The organism is Yersinia mollaretii ATCC 43969 (assembly GCF_013282725.1).
Classification (GTDB): domain Bacteria; phylum Pseudomonadota; class Gammaproteobacteria; order Enterobacterales; family Enterobacteriaceae; genus Yersinia; species Yersinia mollaretii.
Map to the genome: position 1 here is coordinate 4003738 of NZ_CP054043.1, position 22130 is coordinate 4025867.

A 22130-nucleotide genomic window follows, 5' to 3' on the forward strand; every position below is an offset into this window, starting at 1 on the left:
CTATATAAATTCACGGCAGTTAGCTGACCGACTTCCAACCTGTGGATAGATGCAGGAATGGTAAGTTCATCTTTCAGGAAAGTAAACGTTTGCTAAGTAAAGCCATGCAAAGAGTGGCAAGCTTCACTAGCTTGATAACAAAGTGTTAATTATTACAGGTAAGACGAGATAAAGACACAAAGCGGGCATTTCTATCCTCTCACTGCGGCGCGGCGATAATGTGACTGACCAATAATCAGATTCATTATGGTCAGTCACTTAATTACCCTATGCCATTACCCTGCGTCTTTTATATAGCCACAGGTACTATATAACACAGACACTATATAACCACGGGCGCCATTGCTGGGTGTTATGCTGCCAGTGCCTTGGTTATCTTCTCGAACAAGTCACCGGATAAGTTCTCCAGCGTTTTCAATTGCTCCAGCGCCTGACGCATCAGAGCCTGACGCCCTGCGTCATAGCGTTTCAGGCGGATCAAGGGTTCGATCAATCGAGCAGCCACCTGCGGGTTACGAGTATTCAAATCACTGAGAATTTCAACCAGGAATTGATAGCCGCTACCATCGCTGGCATGGAATGCGGCTGGATTGCCAGAGGCAAAACTGCCAACCAATGAGCGAGTACGATTTGGATTGCTCAAGCTAAATGCCGGATGCTTAAGCAAAGCACGCACCTGAGTCAAAACATCCGCTGCCGGGCTAGTCGCTTGCAGTGCAAACCACTTATCCATCACCAAGCCATCGTGGTTCCAGCGTACATCAAAGGCGGCCAATAACTCATCACGGCAAGGTAACTGTGCTGCAACTGCTGCTGCCATTGCTGCCAGCGAATCAGTCATATTATCGGCCTGATGATATTGTGAAGAGACCAGCTTATTAGCAAACTCTTTATCACCAAACGCCAGATAACTCAGACAGGTATTGCGCAATGCTCGCTTGGCTATATCACCATGTTCAATACGATAAACTGGTGTTAAATTAGCCACATACACAGCTAGCAACTCATCGGACAGTGCTTGAGCCAAACACCGTGTAATCGCCTCATGCACCGCACTGATAGCCTGCGGATCAATCGTAGTAAACAGTTCCGCGATCTCATTTTCGGAAGGCAGTGTCAGGATCTGTGCGGCTAACGCAGGATCTAGACTCTCATCAAGTAATATTGCGCGGAAAGCATCTGCCACGTGAGTGGGTAAACTCAGCGGCTGTTTCTGCTGGTATTTGGCAACGTTAAGCTTGATATAGGTCGCCAGCAGGCTTTGTGCCGCATCCCAACGAGAGAATTCATTACGCGCATGCTGCATCAGGAAAGTGAGCTGCTGATCACTGTAGGTATAATCCAATTTAACTGGCGCGGAGAATTCACGCAGTAAAGATGGAATCGGCGTGTGTTCGACGTTATCAAAGGTAAAGGTCTGTTCCGCTTCGGTCACATTCAGCACGTGATGAACCGGCAAACCATTTCTCTGCAATGCGATCACATTGCCTTTACTGTCATATAGCTCAATATCGAGTGGGATATGTAATGGCAGTTTTTCAGGTTGATCTGGGGTTGGTAACGTTTTCTGGCTAACGTGCAAATGATACTGCTGCTTTTCAGCATCATAATCATCACGAACTGTCAGTATTGGGGTGCCCGATTGGCTATACCAGCGACGGAATAAGGAGAGATCGACATTAGAGGCATCTTCCATTGCCTGAACAAAATCATCACAGGTCGCTGCGCTGCCATCATGGCGCTCAAAATAGAGCTGCATACCGGCCTGAAATTGCTGTTCGCCCAACAAGGTATGCATCATGCGGATCACTTCTGAACCTTTTTCATATACCGTTAGGGTATAGAAGTTATTCATCTCAATGACTTTATCTGGGCGAATAGCATGAGCCATTGGGCTGGCATCTTCCGCGAACTGTGCCGCGCGCATGACTCGCACATTTTCAATTCGATTAACAGAGCGTGAGCCTAAATCAGAGCTGAACTCTTGATCACGGAATACCGTTAACCCCTCTTTCAAACTTAACTGGAACCAATCACGGCAAGTGACTCGGTTACCCGTCCAGTTATGGAAATATTCATGCCCAATAACCGCTTCAATGTTCAGATAATCTTTATCTGTCGCGGTTTCTGCTTTTGCCAGTACATATTTTGAGTTGAATACATTCAACCCTTTATTCTCCATGGCACCCATATTGAAGAAATCAACGGCAACAATCATATAGATGTCGAGGTCATATTCCAGGCCAAAACGGGTCTCATCCCATTTCATTGAGTTCTTCAGCGAGGTCATCGCCCAATCAGCACGATCTAAGTTGCCCCGATCAACAAAAAGCTCCAGTGCCACTTCACGGCCAGAACGGGTAATGAACTTATCGCGCAAGACATCAAAATCACCGGCAACCAGTGCAAACAGATAACAAGGTTTTGGGAATGGATCTTCCCATTTGACCCAATGGCGACCCTCTTCCAGTTCGCCTTGTCCTACGCGGTTACCGTTGGAAAGAAGATAAGGATAGCGTGACTTGTCGGCGGTAATTCGGGTAGTAAAACGGGCCAGTACATCAGGGCGGTCTAAATAGTAGGTAATATGGCGGAAACCTTCAGCCTCACATTGGGTACATAGCGCCTCACCGGAAAGATAGAGCCCCTCAAGCGCACTGTTTGTTGCAGGGTGGATATCATTGACGATGGTCAGTGTGAAATGTGCGGGTAATTGCTCAATAACCAGCGAATTATCCTGTAGCTGATAATGAGGCCATGCTTGCCCATCAACGCTGAGACTGATTAACGTGAGGTCTTCACCATTTAAGATCAATGGTGTCACTTCGGTTGCCTGACGTTTTACTTTACTGACCGCCGTTACCGTCGTTTTTTGCGCATCCAGTGCGAAGTCCAAATCGATATCGGTGATGGTGTAATCCGGCGCACGATAATCGTGACGGTATTTAGCTTGCGGCTGTTGTGTCATAGAAACCCTTTTGACGTCATCTGTGAATATGATTATCAGGTCTGTATTGATAGTTGATTGGGCTTAAGAACATGGCTGTCATTGACTTCGCCCCAGACTCAGATAGCTTTTCAATGTATCACAAATGTTAGAAAAACCTAGTTGAGAACCCGTGCTATTAGGGCAAATTTAGCACTGATTGTGGATTTTTCGAGCCAGTTCGCAAGTCAATGATAGGTTTGTAATTGCTGAACAGTAACGCTGTTATTGCCTGTCATTGATGACGTTTCTCCCCGCACGGGATGCCAGTGTTGCAGCCTTTGGTGGTATCAGTGAGGGGGAGTGCTCAAGGAGAGAGCCACCTGCCATTTCTAATTCAGAGCTAATGGCACGTTTAAACCTAGACCTCGGATTAGCATTTATGGTGTGATGAAGCTTCAATAACAGGATAATCTCGGTATACTCCCGTGACTTTATGGTTTATGCCGACTACGGAAATGCTGCTACGAGGATGCTGTATAGCGCCATGACTCAAGACGCCTCACCGATTTTGACTTCATTGCTTGATACCGATGCATATAAGCTTCATATGCAGCAAGCTGTGTTCCATCGCTATCGCCATATTACCGTTGCCGCTGAATTTCGCTGCCGTGGTGATGAGCTGTTGGGCGAATATGCTGACGAAATTCGCCACCAGATAGGATTGATGAGCCAACTGGCGCTAACTGATAATGAGTATCTCTACCTCTCCAGTTTACCCTTCTTTAAAGCTGACTATCTGAGTTGGCTACGCACTTTTCGCTTTAACCCCGAGCAGGTCACCGTATCGGATAACAAAGGTAAGTTAGAGATTCGTATTGCTGGTCTATGGTGTGAAACGATTTTATGGGAAGTGCCTCTGCTCGCCGTAATCAGTGAAATCGTCCATCGCCGTCGCTCTGTACATATCTCGGCCGCTCAAGCCGTCCAGCAACTGCACAGTAAGCTGCAACAATTTAAGTCGCTCAGTGTTGATATTGATATTACTCACTTTAAGTTAATGGATTTTGGTACTCGCCGCCGTTTCTCTCGCGAAATACAACATGCCATCGTCAACAGCTTAAAAGATGAATTCCCTTATCTTGTCGGCACCAGTAACTATGATTTAGCACGCAAATTAGCATTAACGCCAGTGGGCACTCAGGCCCATGAGTGGTTTCAGGCGCATCAACAGATAAGTCCGGTTTTAGCCAACAGCCAGCGCGTGGCACTGCAAGTCTGGTTAGATGAGTATCCAAATCAACTTGGGGTTGCATTGACCGACTGTATTACTATGGATGCTTTCTTACGCGACTTCGATGAAACCTTTGCCAATCGTTATCAGGGATTGCGCCATGACTCAGGTGACCCGGTCGAGTGGGGTGAAAAAGCGATAGCCCATTATGAGAAGCTCGGTATTGATCCCATGAGCAAAACATTGGTGTTTTCAGATAATCTTGATCTGGAAAAAGCGTTATCGCTATACCGCCATTTCTATCAACGAATTCAATTGGTATTCGGTATTGGTACACGCCTAACCTGCGATATTCCTGGTGTTAAGCCGCTTAATATTGTTATCAAGTTGGTTGAGTGTAACCATAAACCGGTAGCTAAGCTTTCTGATAGCCCAGGTAAAACCATCTGTCATGACCCCGCTTTTGTTGATGAGCTACGTGAAGCCTTTGCCCTGCCTTTGGTCAAAAAAGCCAGTTAGTTTATGCCGCCGTTTTTTTGGCATTTATTGATAGTTTTTTGTATTTATTGATGAATAGTTGGGTAGTAAATACTGCCCAGCTATTTTCTTTACTTGCCCGTTTTTAAGCCAGCCTATGCCCCCAATTAACACCCGCCCTGATTAGAGCTGCCTTTATTCAGAAATAAGCACAGAAATGTTGCACTAAACTGGTGATTTCTACTTGTGTCCTACACTGTCGCAAGTAACATAGCAACATCCCCATTTTCTTGGGTTGTTAACTATTTCTATATCAAAACTATTAAAGAGAGAAATCTATGAGCGTAGTGCCTGTAGTCGACGTACTGCAAGGCCGTGCTGCGGTTGACAGTGAAGTCACCGTACGCGGTTGGGTGCGTACCCGGAGAGATTCTAAAGCGGGTATCTCCTTCGTTGCCGTTTATGACGGTTCCTGCTTTGACCCGTTACAGGCCGTCGTGAATAATACTTTGCCTAATTATCAGGATGAAGTGCTGCATCTGACTACTGGCTGTTCAGTCGAAGTGACTGGGACTGTGGTTGCATCACCGGGTGAAGGCCAGAGTTTTGAGATTCAAGCCACGGCAATCAAAGTCGTCGGTTGGGTGGATGATCCCGATACCTACCCGATGGCAGCAAAACGCCACAGTATCGAATACTTACGTGAAGTGGCTCACTTACGCCCGCGTACTAACTTGATTGGCGCTGTTGCCCGTGTTCGCCATACTCTGGCGCAGGCGATTCACCGTTTCTTTGATGAAAACGGCTATTTCTGGGTTTCTACACCGCTGATTACCGCTTCAGATACTGAAGGTGCCGGTGAAATGTTCCGTGTATCCACCTTAGATCTGGAAAATCTGCCACGCACTGATACTGGTGCTGTCGATTTCAGCGAGGATTTCTTCGGTAAAGAAGCCTTCCTGACGGTATCCGGCCAGTTGAACGGTGAAACCTACGCCAGTGCGTTATCTAAAGTTTACACTTTTGGCCCCACTTTCCGTGCTGAAAACTCCAACACCAGCCGCCATTTGGCTGAATTCTGGATGGTAGAGCCAGAAGTCGCCTTCGCTTCACTGGATGATGTCGCCGGTTTGGCGGAAAAAATGTTGAAGTATGTTTTCCAAGCGGTACTGAACGAACGTGCTGATGACATGAAATTCTTCGCTGAACGCGTAGATAAAGATGCTTTAGATCGCCTGCAACGCTTTGTTACCTCTGACTTCGCTCAAGTGAACTACACCGATGCTATTGAGATCCTGAAGGCATCAGGTCAGAAATTTGAAAATGACGTCTCTTGGGGCATTGATTTATCTTCTGAGCATGAGCGCTATTTGGCTGAGAAACACTTTAAAGCACCAGTAGTGGTTAAAAACTATCCGAAAGACATTAAAGCATTCTATATGCGTATGAATGAAGATGGTAAAACTGTTGCTGCGATGGATGTATTGGCACCGGGGATTGGTGAAATCATCGGGGGTTCACAACGTGAAGAACGCTTAGATGTATTGGACGCACGTCTGGAAGAGATGGGCCTCAATAAAGAAGATTATTGGTGGTATCGTGATCTGCGTCGCTACGGCACTGTACCACATTCAGGTTTTGGCCTTGGATTTGAGCGCTTGATCTCCTATGTAACAGGGGTCCAAAACGTTCGGGATGTTATTCCATTCCCACGTACGCCGAGAAATGCCAGCTTCTAAGTTCGTCATTTCGAAAAAAATTGTTAATTTGTATAAATAAAAGCCAGCTCAGCTGGCTTTTGTCATTTTTTAAAGTTCGATCTAAGTCACAAAGTTCCCTTAAATTTACATTTAGTAACACATAGTATCCCACTGAAACACATTCAGGTAATTGGTAGCATTTTCGGTCTGGATTATAAGGTCTGTGAATGGAACACTGCGTTCAGACACAGACGACACCAAACTCTCAACAATAGTTCCAAAAAAATTATTGGCGGCAGTGGCAGGTGTCCGAATAAAACCAATGAGGGTAATAATAATGATGAAGCGCAATATTCTTGCAGTAGTAATCCCAGCATTGTTAGCAGCTGGCGCAGCTAATGCAGCAGAAATCTACAACAAAGACGGCAACAAACTTGACCTGTACGGTAAAGTTGACGCGCGTCACCAGTTCTCTGATGCTAAAGGCCAAGACGGCGACGAATCTTATGTTCGTTTCGGCTTCAAAGGTGAAACCCAAATTACTGACCAACTGACCGGTTACGGCCAGTGGGAATACAACATTCAGGCTAACCACGCTGAATCTCAAGGTTCTGAAGGCAACAAAACCCGTCTGGGCTTTGCTGGCCTGAAATTTGCTGAATTCGGTTCATTCGACTACGGCCGTAACTACGGCGTAATCTATGACGTTAACGCATGGACTGACATGCTGCCAGTGTTCGGTGGTGATTCTATCTCCAACTCTGATAACTTCATGACTGGTCGTTCTACTGGTCTGGCAACTTATCGTAATACCAACTTCTTCGGTCTGGTTGATGGCCTGAACTTTGCCCTGCAATATCAAGGCAAAAACGAACGCGATAACGATATTAAAGATTCCAACGGTGACGGTTTCGGTATCTCTTCAACTTATGACATCGGTTATGGCGTAAGCTTCGGTGCTGGTTTCTCTTCAGCTAACCGTACTACTGCTCAGAAAGATGCTCATCTGAATCCAGCGACTGGTCTGCATGTTGCTGAAGGCGACAAGGCTCAGGCTTGGAACTTTGGTGCCAAATACGATGCTAACAACGTATACTTGGCTGCAATGTATGCTGAAACTCAAAACATGACTCCATTTGGCAATGATGGTATTGCTAACAAGACTCGTGACATTGAAATCACTGCACAGTACCAGTTCGACTTCGGTCTGCGTCCATCTCTGGGCTATGTTCAGTCCAAAGGTAAGGACCTGAACAACAACACTGATGACAACCATGATCTGTTGAAATATGTTTCTGTTGGTACCTACTACGCGTTCAACAAAAACATGACCACCTATGTTGATTACAAAATCAACCTGCTGGATAAAGACAACTTCACCGAAGCAAATGGTCTGATGACAGACGACGTTGTAGGTGTTGGCTTGGTATACCAGTTCTAAGTCAAACTTAATCAGGCAGTTTGTCTGCTGACATAAGTTGAAAAAAAGACAGGGCTTCGGCTCTGTCTTTTTGTTTCTATCCTTAGCCAATGTAGGGATATTACGCTGCCAATGGCGCTATTCCGCCGATTTTTCACCCTGAATCCCCTCGCCTCACAACATTCATTTCTTTTTATCGCAAACGGTTGGCAAAGGCGGTAACTGGCGTTACCCTGATAGTTCTGTTTGCTTAACGCTAAGCCATGGAAGCCTCTGACATGTTTGAAAAAATCACTGCTGCACCTGCGGACCCTATTCTGGGCCTGACCGATATTTTCCGCGCGGATGACCGCCCTAATAAAATCAACCTTGGGATCGGTGTCTACAAAGACGAAACCGGTAAAACGCCCGTGCTCACCAGCGTGAAGAAAGCTGAGCAGTATTTGCTGGAAAATGAAGTTACTAAAAACTATTTGGATATTGGCGGCCTGCCAGCTTTCGCCAGTTGCACTCAGGAACTGTTGTTCGGTACCCAGAGCGCCATTATTGCTGATAAACGTGCACGTACCGCTCAAACTCCGGGTGGGACTGGCGGGTTGCGCATCGCCGCTGATTTTATCGCTCATCAAACCAGCGCCAAACGTGTCTGGGTCAGTAATCCTAGCTGGCCAAACCATAAAAACATCTTCGCTGCTGCAGGGCTGGAAGTGGTTGAGTATGCCTATTATGATGCTGCGAACCATGCACTAGACTTCGATGGGCTATTAAATAGCCTGTCAGAAGCTCAGGCTGGCGACGTCGTACTGTTCCATGGCTGCTGCCATAACCCAACCGGTATCGACCCAACTGCAGCCCAGTGGAGCCAACTGGCTGAACTCTCTGTGGCTAAAGGTTGGTTGCCGCTGTTTGACTTCGCCTATCAGGGCTTTGCCAAAGGGCTGGAAGAAGATGCTCAGGGCCTGCGTATTTTCGCCGCAACACACCAAGAATTGATTGTTTGCAGCTCTTATTCAAAAAACTTCGGTCTGTACAATGAGCGTGTCGGGGCTTGCACTATTGTGGCAGCAAGCAGCGATGTAGCTGATATTGCATTCAGCCAAGTTAAAGCGGTTATTCGTGCTAACTACTCTAACCCACCGGCTCATGGTGCCTCTGTGGTAGCCACCATTTTGGGCAACCCGGCACTGCGTGCAATTTGGGAACAAGAACTGACCGATATGCGCCAGCGTATTCACCGTATGCGTCAGTTGTTTGTTAATACATTGCAGGAAAAAGGCGCGAAACAAGACTTCAGCTTTATCATTAACCAGAATGGTATGTTCTCGTTCAGTGGCCTGACCAAAGAACAAGTTCTACGTCTGCGTAATGAGTTTGCCGTTTACGCAGTAAATTCTGGCCGAGTGAACGTTGCAGGAATGACGCCGGACAACATGGCTCCACTGTGTGAAGCTATTGTTGCTGTGCTCTAATTAGTGCTCTGTGACTGACTATAAAAAGGGTGCCTTTAATAGGCACCCTTTTTTCCCTTAATTTATCAGTCCAAACTGACCTTAATGGAACATATATTTGGCAAACTCGCTCATTGGCATGGGTCGCCCAAACATATAGCCTTGCAGATAATCAACATTATGCGCCTGTAAGTAACGCATTTGCGTATCGTTTTCAACACCCTCAGCAATCGTCTGTAACCCCAGTCGAGTCGCCAAATCAATCACATTACCCACAATATGGCTCGACAGTGCATCGGAACCAATCATACCGACAAAACTTTGGTCTATTTTCAAGAAATCGACTTTAAATTGCTGCAAATAACTCAGACTTGAATGCCCAGTGCCAAAGTCGTCAATAGCAATGAAGACACCAAGGGCATGAAGCTCTGCGAATAACCTATCGGTCATCTCATCTGCAACGATCAATTTGCGCTCGGTTAACTCCAACGTGATATTAATTTTATTGCCGCCAAAAGCCTGAATGAAATGACGGCAGTCATCCAACAGACTCAAATCACGGCAATGGTTGGCACTAATATTAAAGCCGAAATGGAAGCCTTCCGGTAATTGATTCACATAAGGCGCAAATTTCGCACTGACTTGCTGCATAATAGAACGGGTCATTGGCACAATAAGTTCGCTGTCTTCGGCCATCGGAATAAAGTGATTTGGTTGAATCATCCCCTGCCCAGGGTGTTGCCAGCGCATTAAGACTTCACAGCCAATCCAGTATTTTTCTTTACCTGTCACAATAGGCTGCATATAAGGAATAAACTCGCCATTGTCCAGTGCTTGCTTTAATACTTGCGTTGGCGACGCTGCTCTGCCTGATAACCAGAAAACAAGGGCGGCGGACCCAATACTCATTACGATGAAAAATATCAGGCTGCCTTGAGTATATTGCCAGGCATAGGCCAAATATTGCTGATTAGAAAGTGTCGTATTTAGCGAATAGGCAAATTTATCTGATGCCAGATAGAGCAGTTCCCCCCCATTCTGAGGCTGGCCGATATGCACCACTCCTGCCGAATCCATCCATTTGTCGCCGACTTTCAGTTGTAGCTGAATATCACCACTGAGCAGGTTAAGAATACTCCGTAGGTAATAGCCATCAACAGCCACCAGAATACTGTATTCACCTCGCGCCTGTCGGTACACCATTAAAGCACGATCAGGTGTGACGTCATTGCCCGACATTAACTCGAGTTGCCCATCAACAAATACATCGAGATCAAAAGGCGTCGAAAGTGGGCCATATATTGAGGAGCAATAGATATTCGAGCCTTTAGCAAAAGAGACAGAGCGCACATCGGGAACCATGACCACTTGATCTCGTAAATTCTGCACAACTTGTATGCAAGGTTTCCCCAACCCGGTGTCTACCTGAATCGCCGCATGTTGCAAGTTATTAAATACCTGATCGAAGCGCGCCCTGCCCTGTAATAATTTTGCTTCTGCATCTTGATGCATATTGGCTTTGGTCTGGCCATAAATCACGACAGCACCCAGTAACAGAAATAGCAATAATACCATGCAAGAAAAACCAAGCCGGGACAGGAACTTATTCAGTCTGAAACGACGAAATGGCATAGTGGGTTCCATTGAAAGGCGCTCGTCATATTACGAACTCAAAACGGCAGTAGAAACCGTGCCGCGTCAATATCAATTACTGCTGATTAGTGGCTTCTACCTGCCAATAATGCCCCTGTCAATGTCGTAGAGAGAGTGCTAATCCAATGCACATCATCATTATGATAAAAGCACAGATAAATAGCTGATTATTGACTCACAAAACGTATTGGTCGCTTATTAAATATAACGCAAAAAGGCACCCTGATGGTGCCTTCATTGTGGTTGTCTGCATTGATGACACGACTAAAAAATCGTCATCACCAAATAGCTGGTTCCTCACGTATAAATGGGTTGTTCTGCCGCTCGTGCCCTAGCGTAGACATCGGGCCATGACCGGGGATGAAAGTCATATCATCACCCAATGGCAACAATTTGGTCCGAATGGAATTAATCAGCTGCTGGTGATCACCGCGCGGGAAATCACTGCGCCCGACCCCTCCATTAAATATAACATCACCGACCAGTGCCAAACGCCCTTGCTGGTCAATGAAGACAATATGCCCCGGTGTATGACCCGGGCAGTGCAAGACTGACAACTCTATTTCGCCGACGGTTACTTTATCACCCTCTTCCAGCCAACGTGTCGGGGTAAAAGCTTCACACTCATCTAGCCCAAACATTCGGCTCTGGGCGGGCAACCCTTCTAACCAAAAAGTGTCTTCTTTCTCAGGACCATAGATCGGGATATCAAAATGTGAAGCCAGCTCAGCGGCAGCCCCTACATGGTCAAGATGACCATGAGTGAGCAAAATCTGTCTCACATTGACCCCTTGGCGTGCCACTTCAGCAATGATCTTTTCGGCATCACCGCCGGGATCGACCAATGCAGCCTGCCCTGTTGCTTCGCACCAGATCAAGGTGCAGTTCTGGCTAAAGGCCGTCACTGGAATAATTTGATATTTCATAATGCTCCACCCCCAATGCAATGACTCAATGCATTGGCATAAAAATACGTGTTACCAGGTTCTGGTCGGCCCAGTATCAATATGCACAAAGTTGCTGCGAGGGTAATATCCTACACCACCCGCACGCATTTTTAATGCCGCTTTGCGGATATTGCTCAATTGAATACCTTCAATATGGAAATCCATCGCTTTTCCTTGCGTGTGGAAGCTGTGCTTAGCCACACCCCGGCTGCGTTCGCGCAGTTCATTATTGGTATCGAGTGAACGGTAACCGGAAATAAGCTGTATCGGTTTAGTTGTACCGAGAAGACCTTGCAGGCGATAGAGCTGATCAAAGAGGCGTGGGTCGATACTTTTTACTTTATTGGCCCGATAATCGCGGAATAGATGATTTAAGCGGGAAAGTTCGTCTTTGTTATAACGCCGACCATCAAAAAACTCTGCTTTTAACGACTCGCCTGTATTCAAATTATTCAGGGTCAAGATACGTGGGCGAGGAGTCGAAAGGGTAGCGAATGCTTGCCCCGGTAGCAGCGACATACCCAGCGCTACCCCGCCTAACGTTAGCCATTTACGGCGATAATTATCAATTTTATCCATGATCTCTGTTAATACCCGGCAAGAATGTCAAAAGAAAGCACTAAATGTGCCGACCCGAACCTTAACCGCCTACGGAAAACCAGTCAACCCGCATTCGGCCCGCATTCACTGTGCGTTGATGTCCGGTTAAGGGGAACCTTGGCTTAGGCTCCCCCTACGATAACCCGATATTAAGACCATTAGTTATTGAGTTTTACTGCATTTATTGCAGCAAAAGTTCAGCTTGAGGTGAGATTTGTGCACCTGATCTCACCGTTTTATCATAATTGTAAATATCTGTTCTAAATTGTGGCCGACCATCATCCGCAACCCATGCAGTTAGGTAATACAATTGCACAGGAACACGCTGGCGGATGTTGACGTAGGTGGTATCGCCCTGCTTCACCGTTGATGAGACTCGCGCATCATTCCAACCCGCATCCTGCAACAGCATATTGGCTAAATCAGAAGCTTTATTCACCCGCACACAGCCGGAACTCAACGCACGGATATCTTTCTGGAACAATCCATGGTTTGGCGTGTCGTGCAAATAGATAGCATCAGAGCTTGGCATATTGAATTTGAATCGCCCTAATGAATTGCTGGCACCAGGGGCCTGACGTAGGCGATAAGGGAAGTTATTAGGTGAAATCATGCTCCAGTCGATCATCGATGGATCAACGACCTCAGCCTCATTACTCCAACCAGACAGCACGGTATAACCGTGGCGTTGGAAGTAACCCGCGTCATAGCGTGCTTTTGGTACGATATCTTGGCGCACCAGAGAGGTCGGCACATTCCACGGCGGATTGACGACCACATTATTCAGCGCGCTACTCATTAACGGAGTTTTGCGGCTCGGACGGCCAACAATGACCCTAGATGAGAGCACTTCAGTCCCATTCTTGTAATAATTCAGCGAATAGTTTGGAATATTAACCATAATGCCGTTATCAACCTTCCCCGGCAAAATGCGTAAACGCTGAATATTCAGTGCCAGCAAAGTCGCCCGCGTTTGTGGCGAAATATTTAACCACTCGCGGGTACGTGCACCAATAACACCATCATCACTCAATCCATGCCACAGTTGAAAACGTTTGACGGCTTCCACCAACTCAGGCGTGTAGATATTGTCGGTGAGTGTGGTGGTACTTGTCAGAGGCGCAGATGACGGTGCCGCCACCGCACCTCCTGTGACCGGAACATCCGCAACAGGTGCCGCTGACGGGCTAACCACTAAGTTGTGCGCCTGAGAACGACTTTTCTCTTCATCAACAGAGAGATCGTCATTAACGGCAGCAACCGTCGGATTATCAACAGGGATAACCTCTGGGGCTTTTACTGGCGTCGCCACCACAGGGTATAACATGCCGGTTCGGTCAAGAATTTCACGCAGCGCCGGAATATCGTCACTGAGCTGACCCGGGCGCAGGCTCGGACCATTGGAGAGCTGTGGCCATGGTCGTCGGTCCGCCAGCATCTGCTTCAACGCCTTGTGCATTTTGTCGTATTGAGGATGCTGGGGTGCCAAAGACGCCAAATAGGTTGCGGTAGAGCCTTCTTGTACCGCTTGCTTCCAGCGATTTAACGCCATGGCGGGTGGCATCGCCATTTTGTACGGTACATTGCTGTACAACCAAACACTACCATTAGCCCCGACACCTGAGATAAAGTGCAAATACCCCAGCATGGCATCAGACAAAATAACATCTCGCGCCATACCGGTAATTTCAGGGTCACTCAACCATTTCACCCACTGCATAAATTGCGGTTGAATACCGGAGAGCGCCACTTCGGCTAATTGTTGCTGAAAACGTTGGGTAGCCACTTTATCCTGCCACATCGGTTGCATGGCGTTTCCAGCATAGATCAGTGCCAGATCAGAAGCATATAAAGGCGTCACTGTTTTAGGCAGCATCGTCAATAGTTGTGAACGGCTTTGTGCCACGGACAGGTTTGATGTAGCCGGTATAGTCTGACCACTTGTGGACAGTACTGGCGATGAATCTACAGGTGTGATCGGTGCCGCCGCCGATGCTGCCAATACAGGCATCGAGCTACAAATTAAAGCGCAATATAACGCCAATGCGCGTTGCGGATTTCGTTTCCCTATCGACATTCTATGCCCCCGGTCTGCTGCTTATCTAAATACGTCATAGTTTGTCGTTACCCTTCTTCCCTGACATTGCTGCGATATTAGCGGCTTAACTGGTACTGCTGCGGTATTAGCTGCTCCCTCATACTTTTGGGCATGAATATAATTATACAAACTGAAATGCCCGAGTGAGTCGCTAACGCTATAATTTTATCCATCACATTACGCTAACAGATTTTCTGCACTTATAAAATATAACCCGAAGATGTGACTGAAATAAAAATAGCCGCGTTTAAGCGGCTATTTAATAGGATTAATTATTGTTGCGTTTTACTTGAACAACTATTAACCACCCTGAAGTTGTTCAACCGGTAATGTCGGTATTTCATTTGCAAAACCACGCAAGCCAACCACATGCACATGCTCATGATTTTGGAAGACTTTTCGCACCAGTTTATAGGTTGTCCCTTTTTCTGGGCTGATATTTTCGGGTGCCGCAATAATTAATTGCATTTCTAATCGCTCGCACAACTCAAATAATGTCGCGATTGATTTCGCATCCAGACGCGCCGCTTCATCGAGGAACAGCAAACGGCAAGGAGAAATATCTTTGCCGCGTAAACGGCGTGATTCTTCTTCCCAGCTCTGTACCACCATCACCAGAATCGACATCCCCGTACCGATAGCTTCACCGGTCGATAATGCGCCACTTTCAGCACGTAACCAGCCATCTGCGCCACGGTAAACTTCGACCTCCAGCTCCAGATAGTTACGGTAATCCAACAACTCTTCACCAATGGTCTGCGGTAGTCGCTGCCCCATATCCATTTGTGGGTTCAGGCGCTGATACAGTTTTGCCAGCGCTTCCGAGAAGGTCAGACGGTTGCTGTTGAACAGATCCTGATGCTGCTCTTGTTGCTCTGATAACACATCGAGCAAGGTAGAGTGTGCTTCGCGCACATTCACATTCAGCCGCACACTCTTCACCTGACCAAAGGAGACCGCTTGCAAACCTTGGTTCAGCATACGGATACGGTTCTGTTCACGCTGAATGGTTTTACGGATGATATTTGCCACACTTTTGGAACTGATGGCTAATTTCTGCTCACGCGCCGTCAGCTCTTCGGTCAAGCGGCCCAGCTCAATCTCCATCTGTTCAATGGCTTCGACAGGATCATCAGTGCGGATAATATCCTGGCGGATACGTTCACGCAGATGTTGATACACCGCGATATAGAACTGAATTTTACGTTCAGGCCGTTTCGGATCTTCTGACAGACGCAACACATCTCGCAGATGTTCGTTATCGGCCACCGCCAGACGTAGTGCCCCCAGCGCCTTATCCGACATCGAGCGCAGCTCGTCACCGTCCATATACGCCAGTTCACGGCGATGCAAGCGGCGCTCAACGCCGTTATCTTTCACCATCCGCATCACCGCACACCAACCCGCTTTAGCATTGACCACCTGCTCACGGATTTGATGATAATCGCGCTCCAGCTTGCGCAGTTTTTTCTGCAAGCTGTCCATCTCGGCTTCACAGAAAGTAATCTGTTTTTCCAACTGATTACGCCGCGAACGGTTAGTGCTTAGTGCAGCATGCAACTCATCGCGACGAGTGCGGGCGCGCGCTTCCGCATCAGCATCAGCCTGAACACCAATGTCCACCAGCTCCTGACTCAGCTCTTTCAGCATCTCACGCTTAGCGTCGTAAGAACTTTTTAGCGAGGCCAAAACTTGGTTGTACTGGGTAAACTGCGCCTGATATTGGCGTAACTGCTCACGCGCACGGGTACGTTCTGCTTCGGCCTGTTCTAAGCGCTGGCGCAGCTTATCGTTAAGATCCGAGTTTTCTGTTAGCATGCCCGCAGAGTCGGTATAGCTGAAGTGCGCACGGCGTTGAACCACTTCGGTCAGGGCGAAGGCTTGCTGTTTTGCTTGGCGCTGACTGTTTTGAGCCAGCACATAGTTCTCCTGCAACTGTTCGTGCTGTTGCGGGTCACTTTGCAAGACGGCTAACAGCGGCTCCAGTTTGGTCAGAGAAGCACCGTATTTTTGGATATGACGGGCTGCTTCCTGTGCCTCTGCTAGCTCTTCGGTGATCTCTTCGACTCTATCGGTCAAGGTATCATCGAGTAACAGTGAAACCAGCGGAATCAATCGGTTAAGGGCTGAAATCCCCTCTTTGGCCTGTGTAAACTGCTGGTGCTGCTGTTGGTTTTGATCTTCATGCGCATTCAGGGCACGTTCGATTTCGCCACGACGGGTATTCAGCAAACGAATTTCAGCTTCAGGGTCCGCATCAAATGCCACCGCCAAATGAGAACCGATAAAGCGACTGAATGCCTGATGCAAACGCTGCGTTTTTTGCACATCAAATGACAAGGTGGCGTAGCGCTCTGCCAAACTGTCGCGCTCTTGGTACAGCGCTTCCAATCGATTTTCGCGGGCGGCGCGGCCAAACAGCGGCACTTCCGGGTAACGCGAGTAGCGCCACTGGCGATCAGCGATTTTCACCACCACCGCTTTGTCATGCTCTTCGACGGCAAATACACTGTCATCAAATGACTGTGGGTCCCCTTCGATGAGATAGAGATCTTCCGGGCAATCTTCCAGACCGATCAGTTGATCGCGCACCAGTGCCAAGTCCGGCACCACGATGCCATGGCGTGACGGGCCATAGAGCGCGGAGAAGTAAGGGGCGTCGTCGAGGGTGACGTCGTCATAAATCTCAGATAACAGCACGCCACCAAAACGCTCTGCCAGCGCAATCATACGGGCATCTTCAGCACCGCTCGGCTGGCTCAATCGCTCGATTTGAGCATCAATCGTGCGTTTGGTCGCCGCCACTTCATCACGTTCAACCGTGGTTTCGCGCTCACGCTCCAGCAACTGCTGCATGTGTTCAGTGACCTGACGGCTATCTTCCAGCGCCTCGCCACTCTGCTCGCTGAGTTGACTCAGGGCATCTTGCGCCGCCAGCCAAACTGGGGCGCGCGCGGTCAATTCCTGAATTTTTAGCTTTAGTTGCTCCAGTTCCTGACGCATTTCCATGCGCCGTTCACCTGCATCACTGACACTGAGAGACAGCTCTTCAACCTGAGACTCCAGCTCTCGCTGCAACTCTTCCAGCTCTTCCGGTTGATAAACCTGCCCTTGCCGCTTGCAGAACTCCTGCAATAAACGCTCGGCGTCTTGCTGAGCTCGTAGGCGCTGCTCCAATTCGGACAGACGCATACGCAATGGCTGCACCCGCTCGGCCAAATGTTGCTGAGAAGGCCAGTCACGAAGTAACTCACGGGCGGTCTGCCAAGCTTCGCTGCGGCTGACCTGACCGGCAATATTCACCACCAGTTGGTACGCCTGTTCAAATTGACTGTGCGCGGCATCAGCAACGCTCAGTTTTTGCTCAATCTGCAATAAGGATTCAGTCGCTTCCTGCTCTTTGGCCTGGAAGGTTTCCAGCCACTCTTCGGCATTATCCGCTGTTAATTCAGGTAATTGGCACAGCGCACGAGCGCGTTCCAGTGCTTGAAGCGCTTGCTGATATTGAATAGCTCGGGTCTGCTGCACGTCCAGCGCTTGCTGGTAGTCGGCTAACTGGCTTTTCAGTTCATCCACTTCCAGCTCAGCAGCTTCGGCGCGAGCTTCGTTATCCGCCTGTTGTTCGCCAGCTTCACCGACAACTTCACTTTGCTCTTCCAATCGGTAGGTCAGCTCTTCCAAATCGCTCTGATAACGCTCGATTTTTTCCTGCTGACGCATCGCAGTCTGCACCAGACTTAGGTGGTCACTGGCCGCTTGATAGTCCGTCTCGAGATCCGATTCCGCACCACTTTGCTCCGCCAACTCGCGGGACATCTCCACATGGCGATACTGCTCGGTCACCAGTTGTTTGCGGCTGGCGAGCAAGTCACGGCGCAAGACCAGCGCACCATCAAGATGAATGCGCCGCTCATTGGCATGGCGCATATAGTCAGCAGCAACATAGGAAGTTGCCTCTGAGATCAGATGCTTAAACAGGTCGCGGTCAGACTGAGTGACACGAATCGCTTCGAGTGTCATGCGGTTCTCACGGAGCGCCGCTTCCATGTCTTGGAAGGCCTTACGCACGCCGCTGTTTTCTGGCAATAAGTAGTCGCGCAGTGAACGGGTGATGGCGCTGGAGATACCACCGTACAGGGATGCCTCAATCAAACGATAGAATTTGCTACGATCAGCAGAGGAGCGCAAACGCTTCGGAATCACCCCTAAATCGAACATCAGGGAGTGGTAATCGGTGATGGAGTTAAATTGCTTAAACTGCACTCCTTCCATCTCTTCGACGCGCTCTTTCAGCTCTTGCAAAGAGAGCACACGTGCCTGACGCTCGCCCACCACTTCGGTGAGAATCTGCGTTGGTTGGATAGCTGTCGGTAACCCCTGAATGGTGAAAGGTTTGATATCAACTTTACGGTCACGCCCTGCCACTTGTTGCAAGCGCACACCGACTACGATCCTCTGATGGCGCGAGTTAACGACGTCCAGAGTTGAATAACAGACCCCGGCGCGCAATTTACCGTGCAACCCTTTATCGCGGGAGCCACTGGTGGCGCCGGCTTCGGTGGTGTTACGAAAGTGCAGCAAGGTCAGGTCAGGAATCAATGCGGTGACAAAAGCGGCCATGGCGGTAGATTTACCGGCCCCATTACCGCCAGATAAAGTGGTGACCAGTTCATCAAGATCGAATGTTCGGGCAAAGAAACCGTTCCAGTTAACCAAGGTCAGTGAGCGAAATTTACCGCGTTCAATCATTCCTGTTCATCCTCTGCACTGTCCGTTGTATTGCCCATGGTGATGTCAGTTTCATCGGTTTCATCATGGAGTGACAGACTATTTTCCACCGCCATGGCCTCGCCATCACGGATCATGCGTAGCTGGGCTTCACGTGGGTCATCGCCGCTGCGCACATCCGCACCAAAGCGAAACACCGCCTCAGTAATGCGAAACTTGCTGTTGTCATTGCCCATAAAGTAGATCATGCCCAACCGACGCAGCCGGTTAAGTGACGTTCGTACTTTTTCCTGCAACTTCTGTTTATCCAAATCCGAACCGGTCGAGCGCTGGTTAACAAACTTCAGCAATTTGCTCTCATCGGCCAAACTCAGCAGCTCTTCGTACAACTCCTGCTGCGCGAAGATCCCCTCATGGGCCAGACGTTCCGGGCTGAGATAGAGATAACAGAGGATCTTGCCAACCATCATATCCAACTCGGATAACACTGAGCGCGGGATCAGGGTGGTTGAGCGAGGGCGCAGATAGAAGAAACCTTCCGGTGCGCGGATTAACTCCACATTATAGCGAGTATAAAACTCTTCTAATTGCTCCTGAAAATCCATCAGGAAAGCATGATTATCCAGCTCATCAATGCCAATATGGCGACCCGCACGTAACTGACTATCCAGCGCAGGAAACAGTGAGTTGGCCAATGCCTGAGCCAGTTTAACTGGCATAACGACTTCAATATTTGTTGATGACATGTGCCTGCACCTTGGCTCCGTAATCATTGATTGCCAGCCATTCGGCAGGTAACCCTGAGAAATCGGCTTCGGCCACACCAAGGCGAACTGCCTGGTCGACCAGGATACGAGCCACGTCAAAATGACGAGCACGCGGATATTGCGCGAGGTAGTCGCGCATCACTTCCCCCAAATTGAGCGGCATTTTTTGCTGCTGGTACACCAGCAATGCCTGCTCAATCATGGCGGCTAACTGCTCTCGGATCTCATTGAACTCTTCAAACTCCAGATCCGGCGGCAGCTCCCCTGTTACCTCTTCACTACGCAACGTCAGCTCTTCATCGCGCATATCCAGCAAGCGATCCGCGTTAGCGTAGGTCAAGGCCCAAGGGCTATCAAAATAGTTCTGTACCGATTGACGTAGTCGTTGGGCGAATACCCGATTTTTATCCATATCAATCGCAGTACGGATAAACTTGTGCACGTGGCGGTCATAACCAATCCACAGGTCAATCGCCTGCTGGCCCCAGCTAATAATACGGTCAAGTTTACTTTGCAGATCAAAGACTAACTTATCGACCAAATCCAGCCCGGCATTGCCGATGGTGGCCTCCTGAATACGCAATAAATTCGCCTGAAGCTTATCACCTGCCGCTTCTAACGTATCTTGCAACTCACGGAGCGTACCTGAGGTTTCTGACAGCAACATTTCACAACTGGCAATGGCCGCACGCCAATCTTGGTTCAACAATGCGGCGATATCCTCTTTCACGCTATGTTGCTGTTCGTCCATCAAGCGCTGCGTCATATCGATGCTGTCGAAGATTTCAGCCACTGAATACTTTAGTGGCGCAAAAACATTACGGTGCCAGTGGAATTCATCGCCGCCCTCTTCTGCCGCTTCCGCCGCCCGCTGTAGCTCTTGCGCCACAATCGACAGTTGCATTGACAGGCGCAGGGTGGAGAATTCGCGCTGACGGATGTAATAATCGGTGATTCCGATGCCCAGTGGCGTTAGACGATAAATGGCATTGCCGTCGGCCATCTCACTGGTAAATCTGTTCAGTAACCGCTGACGCACCATGTCATTGATGGCATTATTCGCCCGCACCGCCACGGTTTCAGAGGTCTGCTCAAAACCTTTGCTGACGTGACGAAATGCATCGATCAACTCCCCTTCGCTCATTTCACCGTCCAACCGCTCACCGTTTAAGGTGGCGATAGCCATAAGAAAGGCCAGACGCTCCGTTGGCAGAGTAATCGAAAAATCATTTTTCCGCGCCCAGGCGACCAGTTCGGGTACTGTCTGGGAAAATTCACTCATAATGGGTCCTTCAGATTCGGCTTAAACGCCATGACATGCACGTAGCGCCCCAAGCTGATAAAGGGCTCCTGCCGGCAATAGCGCTGTTCCAACGCCAATAATTCAGCAAACTCATCGACTTGTTGCTGTTTATTTTTCATGTAATCGTGAAACACCCGTACTCCCGTCTTGCCGCAAATGGATAAACCCATTTGCTCAAGCCAACCATATACCGTCGGCGGATCTAGAGGGTATTGCGGTGACAGCGAGCGCTGTCGACGCCTTTTTAAACCCGGTATCGCCAACTGAAAGTTACCTAATACCGCATTGCGCATCACCAACCCATTGGCATTGAAAAACATCAATGAGAGTGCGCCACCTGGGTTTAACGTATTAAAAAGTATTTGCAGAACTTCTTGTGGCTCTGCAATCCATTCTAAAACCGCATGGAACAATATCAGATCAACCGGCTGTTCTAAATGTTGGGTGATATCTTGAGCCGCACTTTGTACAAATTGCATGTTGTGGCTCACACCTTTTTCCTGAGCCGCAGCTTTTGCACGCTGGATCATCTCAGCAGACAGGTCACATAATAGAACCTGATGGCCTAATGCCGCCAGTTGGCAAGCCATATGCCCTTCGCCCCCTCCGGCATCTAAAATCCGTAACGGTCGCTGCGGCAATTGCGCGAGCAGCTCGGTAATATCTTGCCAAACCACTGCCTGACGAATCATTCCCTTCGTCGTACCGTAGATATTGCGGGAGAACTTTTCGGCAATATCATCGAAATTACGATCCTGCATTGACAACTGCTCCGCCAGTGACTTTGGGTAAATCTATGACTATTGATTTATCGGCGTTAATAAAAGAC

Annotated in this window: 13 protein-coding genes; 4 read left to right on the forward strand and 9 right to left on the reverse strand. The window is 48.5% G+C overall.

The window, feature by feature from the left end; all coding sequences use genetic code 11:
• Window positions 1-352 precede the first annotated feature (352 nt).
• Window positions 353-2968, reverse strand: coding sequence for an aminopeptidase N (pepN, locus tag HRD69_RS17870; protein WP_004873774.1), 2616 nt, complete (start codon window positions 2966-2968; stop codon window positions 353-355).
• Between the two features lie 505 nt (window positions 2969-3473).
• On the opposite strand from pepN, the gene pncB reads away from it, so the two are divergent.
• The 4 genes from pncB to HRD69_RS17890 all read left to right on the forward strand — a co-directional run bounded on the left by pncB (window position 3474) and on the right by HRD69_RS17890 (window position 9226).
• Entirely contained in the window at window positions 3474-4679 is a 1206-nt protein-coding gene (pncB, locus tag HRD69_RS17875; protein WP_032813174.1) for a nicotinate phosphoribosyltransferase, read from the forward strand.
• Between the two features lie 296 nt (window positions 4680-4975).
• Window positions 4976-6376 carry an asparagine--tRNA ligase gene (asnS, locus tag HRD69_RS17880; protein ID WP_004873772.1) on the forward strand — a complete coding sequence of 467 codons (1401 nt, stop codon included), beginning with the start codon at window positions 4976-4978 and terminating at the stop codon, window positions 6374-6376.
• Between the two features lie 301 nt (window positions 6377-6677).
• Window positions 6678-7778: a porin OmpF gene (gene ompF / locus HRD69_RS17885; protein ID WP_119863614.1), complete on the forward strand. Its 1101-nt coding sequence runs from the start codon at window positions 6678-6680 to the stop codon at window positions 7776-7778.
• Between the two features lie 257 nt (window positions 7779-8035).
• A complete protein-coding gene (locus HRD69_RS17890; protein WP_032813158.1) occupies window positions 8036-9226 on the forward strand; it encodes an amino acid aminotransferase in 1191 nt (396 codons plus the stop codon).
• 81 nt (window positions 9227-9307) lie between these two features.
• On the opposite strand, the gene HRD69_RS17895 is transcribed toward HRD69_RS17890, so the two are convergent.
• From HRD69_RS17895 to cmoM, 8 genes are all read right to left on the reverse strand, one after another.
• Window positions 9308-10837, reverse strand: coding sequence for an EAL domain-containing protein (locus tag HRD69_RS17895; RefSeq protein ID WP_032813156.1), 1530 nt, complete (start codon window positions 10835-10837; stop codon window positions 9308-9310).
• Between the two features lie 299 nt (window positions 10838-11136).
• Window positions 11137-11784 (reverse strand): MBL fold metallo-hydrolase, encoded by a 648-nt coding sequence (locus tag HRD69_RS17900; protein WP_004873767.1) that lies wholly within the window; start codon window positions 11782-11784, stop codon window positions 11137-11139.
• 51 nt (window positions 11785-11835) lie between these two features.
• On the reverse strand, window positions 11836-12384 hold the full coding sequence (mepK, locus tag HRD69_RS17905) for a peptidoglycan L,D-endopeptidase MepK (RefSeq protein WP_004873766.1): 549 nt from the start codon (window positions 12382-12384) through the stop codon (window positions 11836-11838).
• A 202-nt stretch (window positions 12385-12586) separates the two neighbouring features.
• The gene (gene ldtD, locus HRD69_RS17910; protein ID WP_032813154.1) at window positions 12587-14482 is read right to left on the reverse strand and encodes a L,D-transpeptidase; all 1896 of its coding nucleotides are present in this window, start codon (window positions 14480-14482) and stop codon (window positions 12587-12589) included.
• A gap of 321 nt (window positions 14483-14803) precedes the next feature.
• Window positions 14804-19252 (reverse strand): chromosome partition protein MukB, encoded by a 4449-nt coding sequence (mukB, locus tag HRD69_RS17915; protein ID WP_032813152.1) that lies wholly within the window; start codon window positions 19250-19252, stop codon window positions 14804-14806.
• Window positions 19249-19977 carry a chromosome partition protein MukE gene (mukE, locus tag HRD69_RS17920; protein ID WP_032813151.1) on the reverse strand — a complete coding sequence of 243 codons (729 nt, stop codon included), beginning with the start codon at window positions 19975-19977 and terminating at the stop codon, window positions 19249-19251. The genes mukB and mukE overlap by 4 nt, the downstream gene beginning before the upstream one ends.
• Window positions 19958-21280: a chromosome partition protein MukF gene (gene mukF, locus HRD69_RS17925; RefSeq protein ID WP_032813150.1), complete on the reverse strand. Its 1323-nt coding sequence runs from the start codon at window positions 21278-21280 to the stop codon at window positions 19958-19960. The genes mukE and mukF overlap by 20 nt, the downstream gene beginning before the upstream one ends.
• Window positions 21277-22062 carry a tRNA uridine 5-oxyacetic acid(34) methyltransferase CmoM gene (cmoM, locus tag HRD69_RS17930; RefSeq protein WP_004873760.1) on the reverse strand — a complete coding sequence of 262 codons (786 nt, stop codon included), beginning with the start codon at window positions 22060-22062 and terminating at the stop codon, window positions 21277-21279. Before cmoM ends, mukF begins: the two co-directional genes overlap by 4 nt.
• Window positions 22063-22130: the final 68 nt, after the last annotated feature.

Bases quoted from the DNA above. Each gene is read 5' to 3' on its own strand.
- mukB (WP_032813152.1), bottom strand. From the start codon at position 19,252: ATGATTGAACGCGGTAAATTTCGCTCACTGACCTTGGTTAACTGGAAC.
- mukF (WP_032813150.1), bottom strand. From the start codon at position 21,280: ATGAGTGAATTTTCCCAGACAGTACCCGAACTGGTCGCCTGGGCGCGG.
- asnS (WP_004873772.1), top strand. From the start codon at position 4,976: ATGAGCGTAGTGCCTGTAGTCGACGTACTGCAAGGCCGTGCTGCGGTT.
- HRD69_RS17900 (WP_004873767.1), bottom strand. From the start codon at position 11,784: ATGAAATATCAAATTATTCCAGTGACGGCCTTTAGCCAGAACTGCACC.
- ldtD (WP_032813154.1), bottom strand. From the start codon at position 14,482: ATGTCGATAGGGAAACGAAATCCGCAACGCGCATTGGCGTTATATTGC.
- mepK (WP_004873766.1), bottom strand. From the start codon at position 12,384: ATGGATAAAATTGATAATTATCGCCGTAAATGGCTAACGTTAGGCGGG.
- pepN (WP_004873774.1), bottom strand. From the start codon at position 2,968: ATGACACAACAGCCGCAAGCTAAATACCGTCACGATTATCGTGCGCCG.
- mukE (WP_032813151.1), bottom strand. From the start codon at position 19,977: ATGTCATCAACAAATATTGAAGTCGTTATGCCAGTTAAACTGGCTCAG.
- cmoM (WP_004873760.1), bottom strand. From the start codon at position 22,062: ATGCAGGATCGTAATTTCGATGATATTGCCGAAAAGTTCTCCCGCAAT.
- ompF (WP_119863614.1), top strand. From the start codon at position 6,678: ATGAAGCGCAATATTCTTGCAGTAGTAATCCCAGCATTGTTAGCAGCT.
- HRD69_RS17890 (WP_032813158.1), top strand. From the start codon at position 8,036: ATGTTTGAAAAAATCACTGCTGCACCTGCGGACCCTATTCTGGGCCTG.
- pncB (WP_032813174.1), top strand. From the start codon at position 3,474: ATGACTCAAGACGCCTCACCGATTTTGACTTCATTGCTTGATACCGAT.
- HRD69_RS17895 (WP_032813156.1), bottom strand. From the start codon at position 10,837: ATGCCATTTCGTCGTTTCAGACTGAATAAGTTCCTGTCCCGGCTTGGT.